Origin of the sequence: Butyrivibrio sp. XPD2006 (assembly GCF_000420865.1) — a bacterium.
GTDB lineage: Bacteria > Bacillota > Clostridia > Lachnospirales > Lachnospiraceae > Butyrivibrio.
Genome location: NZ_ATVT01000016.1, coordinates 39,377 through 52,344 on the forward strand (window position 1 = coordinate 39,377; position 12,968 = coordinate 52,344).

The following is a 12,968-nucleotide window of genomic DNA, read 5'->3' on the forward strand; positions in this document are numbered from 1 at the left end:
GATCAGTTGTAAAGAATATTCATGTCAACGTTTCCTGAAATTCCGGAAACAGATCCTTTGGATGTGTACTGCCACATATCATAGCGAGATGCGGAGTAGGACACGCTTGCAGCGTACTGAGCCAGCCAGATCTTGTAGTTGGTCAGCGCCGAAACGTTAATGTTCTTGGTAAACCAGGTCTTGTTGGAGTATACACCTGCTCTGTAGCCTGCGCTCTGGATAGTTCCGCAGAAAGCCTTGATATTGGCCGTGCGCTGGCTTGCGCTGATGGTGTCTCCACGTCCGTTACTGCCCTCAACGTCGAGGTAGATAGGGAAGCTGAGGTTGTAACCCTGGCAGAGGTTGATGCACATGGAGGCTTCCTCTACGGCTTCAACTTCGTTGACCGCCTGGGAGAAGAAGTAAACTCCGACCTTGAGGCCTGCTGCCTGTGCGCCTTTCATGTAGGACCTGAACTTGGGATCCTCGATAAGGGCACCGGCGGAAGAGCCTCTGTATCCGCAACGGATGATAACAAAGTTAACACCCGATTTCTTAACCTTGTTCCAGTCGATGTTTCCGTTCCACTTGCTGACGTCGATTCCCATCGTTCCCGATGATGAAGAGAGGACTCCGTCGCTGCCAAAAGAGTACTTGGCTCCCTTGATGACCTGCTCACCGGTAACAGGATTGCCGTCTTTGTCATAATAGTAGGTCTTGCCGTCGATTGTCCACCAGCCGTGGCGTACGCCGTCACCTTCTTTTCTGATATAAAAGACTTTGATGTCCGGATTGAAGTAATCGCTGTACTTGGCTTCTCTGTAGCCATCGCCTTCCTTGACCCAGAGGGTGTTGCCGTCTTTATCCTTAAGGATCGTATCGGCTGCTATAACCTTAACTGTTGCTGTGGCTTCCTTGTAGCCCGGGCAGGTTACCTTGATAGTGGTCTCGCCGGCACCCACGCCGGTGATGGTTCCGTCAGCTTCTACCTTGGCAATGTTAGTATCTGCCGATGTGAAGGTAGGAGTTGCCCCTGAAACCTCGGCTGTAAGCTTAAAGGTCTTGCCGGGCACAAGGGTGATCTTGTTGGAATTGAGCTTAAGCTCGCTTCCGTCACTGACAGTTACCGATATGGTGTAAGGATTGTAGCCATCTGCCTCAATCTTGATGTTGGCAGTACCTGCTGCAACCGCTTTTATCTTGAATGTAGTGCCTGACGCCTCTACCGCTGCAACTGCTGCTTTATCAGAAGATGCTGAAATTGAGCTCGGTCCTGATACCGTAAAGGATTTCTCTTCACCGATCCTCATGCTTACTGTCTTATCTGCAGGATTTACAGTCATGTCTTTTTTGTCAGGTGCTGCGACAACGACGGTAAAGCTTGCCGGCTCATAGCCGGTTGTAGAAACGCTGAATCTCGCCTCGCCGACAGCATTGCCCTTAACTGTTATGGTTGTTCCGCTCACTGATACAGAAGCAATAGGGCTGTCTGTAGGAGAAACTGTTATACCTGATACGCCTGAAACTTCTATCCTGCCCTCGTCACCGCTCTTAAGAGTAAGGCTTGTGGTTGAGAGGCTTATGGTCTTAAGAGGTGCCGGGTTAACTGTGACGCTTATCTTGGCCTGGTTGTAATCAGTTGCATCAACAGTAACAAATGTCGTTCCGGGTGACATTCCCTTTATTGTAATTGATGTGCCGCTTACAGAAACTTCAGCAACAGCTGTATTGGCTGATGCAGCACTTATCTGCGAAGGACCTGAAACCGAAACGCTGGCGGTAGCATCTGCATTTACTGTAACCGAAGACGAACCAAGTGACATATCCTTCGGAGTGTTTACGGTTGATGCTGCGTTTCCGGCATTCTCAGAAGAGGTGTTTGAAGCGTTATCTGAAGCTGCATTGGAAGCGCTGTCTGAAGCCGCTTCACCCGAATTATCTTTGGAGGCATCTGTTGATGTTCCTTCTTCGCTTGTCCTGGTTTCTCCTGCAACTTCCTGTTGCTCGGTTGAAGCTTCTGTAGAAGCATCTGAGGATCCTTCTGAAGGAGTCTCTGTTCTGCCCCTTCTTGCGGAGAGTCTTTTTACGCTGCCGCTTGGAACTGCAGCTCCGCTGATAAGGTTGGCAACAGACTCTTTGCTGACTTCTTCGTAGTTATAATTACCGTCTCCTGAGCCGGTCGCACTTCCCTGGTTTGAATCGACCCACTCAACCGTATCAGTGAGGGCGGATTCAACAACAGTCTGGACTGCCGTATCCTCTTTTGCCGCATTGACCTGCGACTCTTTCTTGATCTCGTTGCTGACATCGACAACCTTGGTCTCAACGGTGTCCTTGATGGTCAATGCCTGGGCGCCGAGGTCCAGTGAATAGTTGCTGAACTCAGCAGGAAGGGCGTTGGGTGTAACCTTGTACTTACCTGCTGTTAAGTTATTCTTATAAATGATTCCATCTTTGTCGTGATCGTCATAAGTGACGGTGGTTCCGTCAGGGGTTACGACGCTTATAGTGAAAGGCACGTTAGCCACCAGCTTCTTGGTCTCGGAGTTGATGAACTTGACCTTCATGTCGCTCTTGATGGTGGTGAGGGTCATCTTGACCGTTACGCCGGGTGCATCGTCGGGAACTTCCTCTTCCTCTTCTTCCTCTTCCTCGAGGATGATTTCGGCCGTCATGGCTCTTGCTCTCTCGGCATCGGCCACTGCAAGAAGTCCGGAAGAACCAATAACTTCATTAAACTGCATGTCTGCTCCGACCTCTGCAAATGCGCTTATCTCTGCATTTCTGTCCAGGGCTTTGGAGTAGAAAGACATGGTAACAATACCTCCCGCAACCAGAAGGATTGCTATAACTGCTGCCGCACGCTCGGCAAAAGAGCTCTTCTTAATGAATTCAAGTATCTTGACCCCAATGCCGTCTTCGTTGTGGTGTCTGTGGCCACGGCTTCGCTTGGTGGACTTAGGTGATCTTTCAGATCTGGCATTGCGTGACGATTCGGCTCTATCTCGCGATGATCTTCCGCCGCGCACTCCTGCTACTGCTGCTCCACGGTAATAATCATCGTCTTCGTCACGGTAGTCATCATCGTATCTGTCATCTACGTCTGCTTCTTCATATCTGTCGTCTTCGGCTTCATCACGATAGTCGTCTTCCGCGTAGGAGTCATCTTGTATCTGACTGCCGTAGGCTTCATCGAATTCAGGATCGTAGTCATCGTCTTCATAGTCGTCTGACTCCACCGGTTCGGGTTCTACTTCATCATCTACGTAGTGAGTATCTTCATACTCTTCGTCAGCGTCGTAGGATTCGTCTTCCAGATAGGCATCGTCGCTGTAGTCATCATCAGCGTAGTCCTCATCGGTATACTCTTCATCGACGTCATCTTCGTCGTGGTAGTCGTCTTCGATGTCGTCATCTTCAATGTCGACTTCTTCGGATTCAGCTTTTACAGGGAAAGGCACTACGTTGTTGCTCTCGCCTTCGTTTTCATCCTCTTCAGGATAGTCTTCATCTTCGTCCGGATAGTCTTCCTCATCCTCGGGATAATCTTCTTCATATCCTCGATCTCCGGGCTCTAAATCGAAGTCATCATCTTCCCTGAGTTCATGATCGAAGTCGCCGTGTTTCTCTCTGCTGTAAGGCTTGTACTCAGGATAATCCTCATCCTCGCCATAATCTTCATCATCGGCGTAGTCTTCATCCTCAGCGTAGTCCTCATCGCCGTATTCTTCGTCAAATTCCTCGTCGTAGTCGTCTTCTTCGTAGAAGTCGTCCTCGTACTCTTCTTCGTAATCCTTGATGTCCTGTCTGCGTCGAGGCTTCTTACCAATCTTATTAAACAACTTAAGACTTCTTTTCATACGTTCTCCCCTAACACCAATATCTAGTGTTATTTTTCAATCAAACACAATACTTACCAAAATTCTACCATTTTCCACCATTATCAGCAACTATGCCATAAAAAAGAGTCAATATGAAACGTCCCCGGTGACTCATAAAAAGGGAGTCAATGAGAACCCCATTGACTCCCGTGAATTATTCTTCAGTTAAAATAAGTGATGTAACCGCAAGTATCAGCGGTACAGATAACACAACCGGAAGCTGGTATCTCATGCCGTTGCAAAGCGGAGATGCAAGGCAAACCAGCAGATTGATAACGTTTGGAATCAAGATAACATATCCCTTGCGATTCTTATGTTTCAGGATCATAGCCGTTATGGCGATCATCAGCCATGTGTATATTCCTGGCATTGACAGATAGCGAAGTATAGGGAATACCATGTTGATGAAGATAAGGTTCTTGAGTATCTGTACATTTTCAAAATCCTGAGTTCCGTCTATTCCCATATCACCTAGCTGAGACATTACCACATCGCGGTCCTCATTGGGCATATCTCCGTTAGCTTCGGCATTTTGTTCTGTAGGTGCAAGGTAGCCGTAGTTGAGGCACATGAACGCATCAAAGTAAACACCGGGGTGTTTTAGTCCCATCTTGAACCAGGTTGCAAAGTAGCGCGGAAGATTTTCTTTTTCAACATAAACCGTATTCTTAACATCATCTGCGCAGAACGGCTCATAGATTTCCGGAAGGCCTTCGTAGTTATCGAAAAAGAGCTCTAAAGCTTCCCTCTCATCTTCTGTAACTTCGCCGCCATACTCTATCACATATCTTGCTGATTGCTGCATCGGAACACTTAGCGCTTCCTTGACGTGGGTCGGTTCTATTCCCATGGCTCTGAACACAGGCCCGTTGACGATAAGCGAGATCACCACTATTGCCGCAGTACTTCCGGCAAGCACCATGCGAATCAACTTTTCTTTCAATACAAATATCAGGAGAATCATTGCCGGGATAACTGCATAGATTCCGTTATTTCTTAGGAATACACATAACAGGCCTTCTACTGCGAGTACTATGCAATCCCTCACAGTGACAGCCTCTCCATCAAAGCAGATGCACACCAGCTTAGTTAAAAACAAAAGCGTAAACAGACTGTAGAACAGGTCCTTTTCATACCACTGTGCGAACAGTCCGAATATAGGAGTAAATCCAAAGAATACAGCTGTAATGTAGCAGATCACTTTACTAACGCCCAGTTTATACATTGTGGATATCGAATATCCCAGGATGAGCGCTCCGCAAACAGCCTGTACCAGCAGGTAAAAGAAGACGCCAAATCTTGCATCCCCGGTAATCGCCTGCCCGATTCTAAAAGACGTTCCCATTATCCAAGTTGAAAAAGGTGGGTGATGAGCCCCTACAGATTTAAAGTAATACTGTCCAAGCTGAGTTACTCCATCTCCGGCAACTGTGCCCGGATAAGCCATTACAATCCAGATCATCCATCCTGCAAACACTAAAAGGGATGAAATAACAAACAGCTTCACATTTCCGGAGTTACCAGACAAGGTCTTATTTCTCAAGCCTTCATAGAAAGCCTTATACCCCACATAGAACAGAATTGTATAGCCCGTAAACCTGAGAACAGTAAGCAAAATCTGGTAAGAATTTGCAAACAGTCCTAATGTGTCCTGTGTCAGTTTATAGCTAAAACACCACATATATAGGAAGGACAGGATGATTGCTACAACAAGTCCTGCAATATCAAGTTTAAATTTTCCTTCCTTAAAGACAACCGAGATCAGCGCATACACCCCAATCCAGGTCATAACATCCACGATATTGATCGTGGATACAGAGTACGCAAGTTTACTTACAAAATTCAGGATAGTATTTTCAGATTCTGCCCCAATAACCAGCACTTCTGTTGCGTTTATTGCATAAACAACAAATAAAGCGACAAGCCCCTGCACAACTTTTCTATTATCAATTTTCATATCTCCCCCTTTGAAAAATCATGACAATTATGTATACGAGCCAATTCATCATATCATTTTATCCCCCTATCCCGCAACGCATACGCATTATGCGTCAATTATTCATTTTTGTGTATATTTATAGATTATAAAACAACAATAAAAAGTATAAATTCTGCTTTATATTTATTGTTTTTCATTTCCGCTAGCGCAATAATACGTTTACGTTTTGTGAACATTCATTTTTTTAATTCAAGGAGGACATTTAAAATGGATATTAAGAAGAGCGCAAAATATTTCGTAGTTGCAGGTCTCATTGGAGCATTACTTTTCACACCTGCCACAAAGGCAATCGCAGCAGTTTCAGGCGAGTCTGATCCCACACCCGAGCAGGCAAGACAGGCAGCCGTAGAACGTCAGCTTGAAGCATTTGTTGCTGAAGCTACATCTAACACAAACAAGACTGTTGCAGGAACAAAGTCTCAGGTTAACGGACTCTACACAGCCAAAGGTGTACAGGGTGTTGCAATGGCACCTTCAACAGATTCAGGTTCAGACAAGAATTCTTATGTTAAGGTTACAGATACAGACAAGAAAAAGAGCTCAGCAGCTGTAGCTGTTGCTAACACTGTAGCAGCATCTATCAGCCCCAATGCTGTAGTTGGTCCTTGCATCAACGTAGAGTACGGCAAGATGGAAAACGGAAAATTCACAGAGTCAACATCCGGATCAAAGGGCGAGCTGAGTATCGGTGTTCCTGCCGGCTTCCGTTCAGAGGGTGCAAAATATGCAGTTGTAGCTGTTTACGGCGGCGGAGCATTTGACTGCTATGAGAACACAAGCACAGATCCCAATAAAGTTACTGTTAATGTAGGCGAAGCAAAGTCAGCAAATGTAATGTATGCGCTTGTAAAGTATTGATTTATCCAAAAACATAATAATATCGGCCCCGGCTTAGAACCAATAATTCAAAGCCGGGGCCGTTTTATGTCACATGCACTACATAAGCACTATCGCCACTCGTATCCGTTTTCTTCTACAATCGCCTTTATTTCCTCTGTGTGAACATCCCAGGAAGAATAATACGGATCACCGCGATGATCCGGAATCATATCCTCACCGTATATATACCGAAGATGCAAACCCAGATACTGAGAAAACTTGGTAGCACCGTAATAATTCAAATGTGACTCATCATATATATCGCTACCACCCTCAAAATCAATTCCTATATCATAAAGATGTGTAAGTGTATAGTCATAGAACACATGCTCATCTCCGGATTCTCTTAGGCTATTCACATACTGTTCTATCCAGTTGTATCTCTCAACCTCTTCCTGCACCAGTCCCATAGCGCGCTCATGGTTTACCTGATAAGGAACAATCGTCAGATATAACTCAATCCCATTATCCCGCGTAAAGTCAACAATCTTCTGCAGATACTCAACAGACTTATCAGAAGGCGGAAGGACATCTTCAGTATACACAGATGGTGCCGGTACGGAATTCATACCAAAGTTAGGAGTAAATCCCTTGAAATTTGTGTAGTCATAAGTCAGTTCCTTAAAGTCCTGCTTAGTAAGCTGATCATACCTGTCATGATAGCCCACAAACCCGGGGAAGTACTTGTTCCACAGCTCCGACTTATCATCAAGGCTCACATCCACCATGTTAATCTTGTTTCTGCAAAGCTTATATCCGTTAAAAGACTCTGCCAGATGAGCATAGGTGTATTTAAAGCCATCCAGAATAGCTGCCGGAGCAAACATATCCAGGACCACAACCTTCGGATGCTGCTTCTTGCAGATCTCCCTGAGATAATAATAGGAAATCCACAAAGGCTGCTCAGCTGATGAGTAGTCAAATGCAGAAATACCATAGGTTTCCCATAACTTGGCTGTGTTTACTCCGTAGTGTACATGACTTGAGCCAAGTACCACAACATCCACCGAGTCCCTTGGCTGCTTGTACACTGCAATGCACTGCTTGACACCGTGATCAGTCCTGTCTTTGAGCACAAAATCAGCACCATACAGCGCCACAGCAAGAGTTATAAATGAAAGTATTATTGCTATTACTCTCTTCATAGATCATTACCTTCCCAAACCAAAACCCCAGATCATCAGAACTGCATATACATGAAACTCCTGATATTCTCGCCCGAACCATACTTGCCAAATATCAGGATCACAAATGCCAGGAAAGTCAAAAGTGCAGTTCTGTGTGAAATCCTCCATTTATCCGCCACAAGTGCCGGAACAATATCCTGTCTGCGATAAGCATAAACATCAAGAACAACCAGAACTACCAGAGATATTGCTGCAATCCACCACTCCATAACAGAGATTCCCATCATGACAGAATCTGTAACTGCAAGACCTGCTATTGGCGCAGCGCTGTTCACCCCGGGTATCATACCTGCTATAAATTGAAGTGCCTGCCCCAAATCCGCAGCTCTGAAGAATATCCAGGCAAAAGACACAAGACAGAAAGTCAAAACTCTTCCGAAAACGCCCTTTGTCAAAAATACAGCCCTGGTCTTCCCTGCAACATCAGTCAGCACATTAAAGAGTCCATGCAAAAGTCCCCATACAATGAAGCTGAGTCCCGCGCCGTGCCACATACCGCATACCAGGAACACTATGAGAGTATTTATCCTCTTTCTGACAGCTCCCTTCCTATTACCTCCAAGTGGTATATATACATAATCTCTCAGCCAGCTTGAAAGTGACACATGCCATCTTCTCCAGAATTCCACAGTATTTTCAGCAAAATAAGGCGTAAGAAAATTCTGAGTAAGGTTAATTCCAAGCAGGAGCGATATGCCTATCATACTGTTGGTATATCCCGCAAAGTCGCAGTAAATCTGAACCGTGTACAGAAGTGATGCCAGTATCAGAGTGATAAATCCGCATCCCTGAATATCCGCAAATGCGCTGTCCACCACAATTCCAATCCTGTCGGCAATCACCAGCTTCATGAACATCCCCCATACCAGATAGCTCATGGCCTTTTCAAATCTGCAGACATATTCCATGGAAAAGAGCCTGACCCTTGCAGATTCTTCCAGCTGCTTCATGAAATCCCCGCATCGCTCGATAGGACCGCTCATCCATTTCGGAAACCACATCATGTAAAGAGCAAATCTGATGGGCTTTTTCTCAGGCCCCGCAAGTTTTCCGGTGTAAACATCCACAACATAGCTGATAGCCTGAAATGTATAAAACGACAAACCTATTGGCATTGACACTGCATTTTCAGTTCCCTGAATTCCCATAAACCATGGAATATACTTCCATCCCGCAAGGACTGCCACAAGCAAAGCAACGAAAGCAATCATCACACCGCGCCTGCCATCTCCAACCATCAGACCTGCAAGATAAGTAAAAACTGTGATCACACAAAGAACCAACAGCGCCGATAATCCGCCATTGAAATAGACGAATAATGCACTGCCGGGTAAAAGAATCAGTCCCCTGAATCTCCCGGGAACGATATGATATATACACAAAAGAACAATCAAAAAAACGACTGTCGTAAACTGAAGCAGCACTCCCCGTTCTCCCCTTTTAACCCTAATTAAAGCAATAAAAAAGCAGAACATGAAACTAAGACATCCCCCGATGTCTGATTCATGTTCTGCTACATATCTGCATTTCTTTTCACGAAACGTATCACTCCAAAGAAGCATTCAGCGGACGTAATACATTTCATAAAAGCATTGACTATAACAGCTGCAAACTGCAACAAATTCTATGTGACAAAGAAAATTATATCATCACTTCAGTAACCATAGCAACCACAATTGGGTCTTTTCCCGTCTCATCGCGCAGGAAGTCAGATGCCACCTTGATAATATTTTTCTCAGCTCTCTTATCCCTGACGTTCTGGCTTATAAGCCTTGACATCTCGGCAGAAACCGCCTCATTAAGCCTGCTTTCAATCTCCGGTCTGACAGCCAGATCCATGAAACCTCTTGAAGTTATTTTAACTCCCGAAGCATATCTTCCCGTATCCTTGCTTACGCAGATCTCAATGATCACCACTCCCGACTGTGAAAGCTGCCTTCTCTCTTCCAGTACCGATGCCGCAATACAGCTTTTTTCATAGCCGTCTATCAAGATCTCCCGCAGCGGAATCTTATCCACAATTCTGCAACTGCCTGAGGTAAGCTCGATAACGTCACCGTTCCTCGCCATAAGTATATTGGCAGAATCAACACCAACAGAAGCCGCGATGCTCTTAGCTTCACGCCTCAGTCTGTACTCGCCGTGGGCAGGAATAACGAACCTGGGCTTCAGCAGCGTATACAGAAGTTTTATTTCCTTCTCACATGCATGTCCGGTGGCATGAATATCCTGAAACTCCACCACAGCACCCTGCTCCTCAAGGATGTTGAGTGTCTTGTTAAACTCAACTTCATCGCCCTGAATGGCAACGGAACTAAAGAGCACAACGTCATTCTTTTTAATGCTTATCTCGGGATTATCACCGACAGCTATACTTGCGATACTCTTAACAGCCTCACCGTGATTACCGGTAGTCAGGAACACAATCTCATCATCCCTGTAATTACTAATATCCACAGCATCGATGATAGTATCCTCCGGAATATCCATATAGCCAAGCTTTCTTGCTATGGAAAAGACCCTCAGCATTACTTCACCTTCCATGGCAACCTTTCTGCCATGTTTCCTGCCAAGGTCGAGAATCTGCTGTATTCGCTCCATATTGGATGCAAAGGTCGAGATTATCAGCCTGTTACTCTCATAGTAGTTAAAGAACCAGTCAAGCTGTCTGTAGACATCCCTCTCGGACTTGGAAGCATCTTTTATCATCGCATTGGTACTGTCGGATAAAACGGCAAGAACGCCCTTCGATCCCAGGGCCGAGAGCCTTGCCATATCAGCCGGCTCGCCGATGATGGGCGACATGTCGAACTTGAAATCTCCGGTGTGAACAATTATTCCCTCGGAAGTATAAAAAGCCAGCATCACCGAATCCGGAATACTGTGATTGGTCCTAATGAATTCAACCTTGAAGTCACCGATGACCATGGTATTCCCGGGCTTGATTGCTCTTGTTTTCACTCCTTTTATACCGAAGTCCTTAAGGCTCTCTTCCACAAGCCCAACAGTAAGCGGCGTTCCGTAAATCGGAACCTGAAACTCTTTTGCCATATAAGGAATAGCACCTATGTGGTCCTGATGACCATGGGTTAAAACGATCCCTTTAAAGCGATCCATGTTCTGCCTAAGGTAGGTCATATCCGGAACGGCTGTGGCAATTCCGGGCATGTTATTGGGAGGAAAAGAGATACCGCAGTCCACGGCAACTATTCCATCAGCACTCTCAATGAGCGTCATATTCATTCCGATTTTGTCAAACCCACCAAGGGGTATGATCCTGATTCCAGCGCTCATCACAATTACCCCAAAAGATTAAACACAACTATACCGCCGATAATAAGGCACATTCCGATAACCTTGTTGACAGTGATCTTTTCTTTAAAAAATATCCTTGAGAAAAACATGACCATGATATAAGCAATAGGCTCCATTACCACGACGCCCATATAGCCAAGGCCTTTGTAGCAGAAGATGCCCACGATCATAGACAGCACAAGTAGACCATACCCGCCGATTACCAGGACATTCAGATATTCCCTGATAAAACTGGGGTACTCTTTTTGCGAACTCTTTTTAAGAAGAACCTGAGATACAGAAGCCAGAAGTTCTCCGAAGATCATAATGAGAAAGAACACATTAAACATTTTGGCCCTCCCCCATATTCATCACAATAACGCCTGCCATTACAAGCAATACACCTGCGACCTTACCGGGAGTAATACCCTGGGAAAATATAAGAAAGTTCCACAGCATCGACCACAGCAGCGTTATTGACTTATTGGCGTAGGCAATAGAGAGCTGAAATTTCTTGATAACCTGCTGCCACAAAATAGCATAAACACCAAGGATACAGAAATCCAACCCAAAGAACATGATGTATTTTAGACTTAAAAACTCCTGCTTGGATGCCATGTTGGCTGCCACTGTGGACAGTGAATAAACCACCACAGACACCTCAAGCATGACCAGATCGATCAGCTTAACCCTCTTCCCCATAAACCGGATTACTCCTCACCATAGATTGCCGAAACAAAGTGATCAGCCATATGTTCATTGCAGGCTGCATTTACATGAATATTGTCAAGAAGCCACTCAGAACTGTTGTCCTCATGAATGGTTCCGTAATAATTATCAACAAAAGACACTCCGGTCGCACCTGAAACATCTATCATAAACTGCAGGTAAGTTGTAAGCCTTCCGTTTCCGAAGTCGTACATATCGCCATTTACCAGTGATCCGTTTGAGTCATAGGCATAGCACATAGGGAAAGACATGCAGACAATCCTGATGAACGGGTATTTCTCCTGGATCATCTTAATTCCTGCGTTCAGAGCTCCGCTGTAGGTAATAGGATCAGAGTCGTTGTCCGGATTCATTCCGATACGCATACCGATATAGTCCTGAGCATCATAGAAGATAACCAGTGTATCTATGGTATTCATATCAAGAGCCTGCAGTGCATCCGCATGCGTATAATAATTTGAATCGGTAAAAGAGCTTCTGGCAACATCGCACATCTGCGAAAAATCCCCCTCAGATATGGACTTGGCTACGTTATAGAAGCTGAAGGCATCAAGCGGATAGTCATCACTGTACTGTGCGTTCTTAAGTGCAATTGTTGATGACGGAAAACCGGCGTTTATGCAGTTTGCACCGAGCTTACTTCCAATCTTCTCCACAACTCCGTTCTCATCGCTGTAATATGTGAGGATATCGTTACCCAGGAAAAGAATTGTCTCCTTGCCATCGTCTTCGTGCATGGCTTTTTTGTCCTCAGGCAGAAGGAATATCTGGTCCATAACCTCTACGGAGAAGTCGCCTTCTACAACGCCCTCGGTCTCTGCAGTTCCCTGATTCCAGATCCACAGCTTAACCACAGAAAAAACTATAACTGCCAGTATAACCGCAAACACAGCTCCGAATGCCCACTTGGGAATCCCCTGATTTTCATTGGTTTTATTAGTTTTACTCATGACTGTCTTCCTTGTTGTTTTTATATTAAAAAATAAAGCTATCGTCTATTTTATCATATTTTGTATTCAG

At 45.2% G+C, this 12,968-nt stretch carries 9 protein-coding genes; 1 reads left to right on the forward strand and 8 read right to left on the reverse strand.

What is annotated here, in order from left to right:
• Nucleotides 1-2 precede the first annotated feature (2 nt).
• Both G590_RS20865 and G590_RS0115390 read right to left on the reverse strand, forming a co-directional pair.
• The gene (locus G590_RS20865) at nucleotides 3-3,839 is read right to left on the reverse strand and encodes a GH25 family lysozyme (RefSeq protein WP_051142167.1); all 3,837 of its coding nucleotides are present in this window, start codon (nucleotides 3,837-3,839) and stop codon (nucleotides 3-5) included.
• A gap of 175 nt (nucleotides 3,840-4,014) precedes the next feature.
• A complete protein-coding gene (locus tag G590_RS0115390; RefSeq protein WP_022766550.1) occupies nucleotides 4,015-5,817 on the reverse strand; it encodes a DUF6020 family protein in 1,803 nt (600 codons plus the stop codon).
• A gap of 249 nt (nucleotides 5,818-6,066) precedes the next feature.
• Between G590_RS0115390 and G590_RS0115395 the strand changes: the two genes are divergently transcribed.
• The gene (locus tag G590_RS0115395) at nucleotides 6,067-6,717 is read left to right on the forward strand and encodes a hypothetical protein (RefSeq protein WP_022766551.1); all 651 of its coding nucleotides are present in this window, start codon (nucleotides 6,067-6,069) and stop codon (nucleotides 6,715-6,717) included.
• Nucleotides 6,718-6,806: 89 nt separating this feature from the next.
• Here G590_RS0115395 and G590_RS0115400 read toward each other — a convergent pair whose 3' ends face one another.
• The 6 genes from G590_RS0115400 to G590_RS0115425 form a co-directional block, all read right to left on the reverse strand.
• Entirely contained in the window at nucleotides 6,807-7,883 is a 1,077-nt protein-coding gene (locus G590_RS0115400) for a hypothetical protein (RefSeq protein WP_022766552.1), read from the reverse strand.
• A gap of 35 nt (nucleotides 7,884-7,918) precedes the next feature.
• Entirely contained in the window at nucleotides 7,919-9,349 is a 1,431-nt protein-coding gene (locus G590_RS0115405) for an MBOAT family O-acyltransferase (RefSeq protein ID WP_022766553.1), read from the reverse strand.
• Between the two features lie 217 nt (nucleotides 9,350-9,566).
• On the reverse strand, nucleotides 9,567-11,219 hold the full coding sequence (locus G590_RS0115410; protein WP_022766554.1) for a ribonuclease J: 1,653 nt from the start codon (nucleotides 11,217-11,219) through the stop codon (nucleotides 9,567-9,569).
• A 5-nt stretch (nucleotides 11,220-11,224) separates the two neighbouring features.
• A complete protein-coding gene (locus G590_RS0115415) occupies nucleotides 11,225-11,569 on the reverse strand; it encodes a multidrug ABC transporter (protein WP_022766555.1) in 345 nt (114 codons plus the stop codon).
• Entirely contained in the window at nucleotides 11,562-11,921 is a 360-nt protein-coding gene (locus tag G590_RS0115420; protein ID WP_022766556.1) for a transporter, read from the reverse strand. Before G590_RS0115420 ends, G590_RS0115415 begins: the two co-directional genes overlap by 8 nt.
• Before the next feature lie 8 nt (nucleotides 11,922-11,929).
• Nucleotides 11,930-12,898 carry an SGNH/GDSL hydrolase family protein gene (locus G590_RS0115425; RefSeq protein WP_022766557.1) on the reverse strand — a complete coding sequence of 323 codons (969 nt, stop codon included), beginning with the start codon at nucleotides 12,896-12,898 and terminating at the stop codon, nucleotides 11,930-11,932.
• Between the last annotated feature and the right edge of the window lie 70 nt (nucleotides 12,899-12,968).

Excerpts from the sequence above, each read along its gene's own strand:
- G590_RS20865 (WP_051142167.1), bottom strand. The coding sequence starts at position 3,839 with ATGAAAAGAAGTCTTAAGTTGTTTAATAAGATTGGTAAGAAGCCTCGA.
- G590_RS0115390 (WP_022766550.1), bottom strand. The coding sequence starts at position 5,817 with ATGAAAATTGATAATAGAAAAGTTGTGCAGGGGCTTGTCGCTTTATTT.
- G590_RS0115395 (WP_022766551.1), top strand. The coding sequence starts at position 6,067 with ATGGATATTAAGAAGAGCGCAAAATATTTCGTAGTTGCAGGTCTCATT.
- G590_RS0115400 (WP_022766552.1), bottom strand. The coding sequence starts at position 7,883 with ATGAAGAGAGTAATAGCAATAATACTTTCATTTATAACTCTTGCTGTG.
- G590_RS0115410 (WP_022766554.1), bottom strand. The coding sequence starts at position 11,219 with ATGAGCGCTGGAATCAGGATCATACCCCTTGGTGGGTTTGACAAAATC.
- G590_RS0115415 (WP_022766555.1), bottom strand. The coding sequence starts at position 11,569 with ATGTTTAATGTGTTCTTTCTCATTATGATCTTCGGAGAACTTCTGGCT.
- G590_RS0115420 (WP_022766556.1), bottom strand. The coding sequence starts at position 11,921 with ATGGGGAAGAGGGTTAAGCTGATCGATCTGGTCATGCTTGAGGTGTCT.
- G590_RS0115425 (WP_022766557.1), bottom strand. The coding sequence starts at position 12,898 with ATGAGTAAAACTAATAAAACCAATGAAAATCAGGGGATTCCCAAGTGG.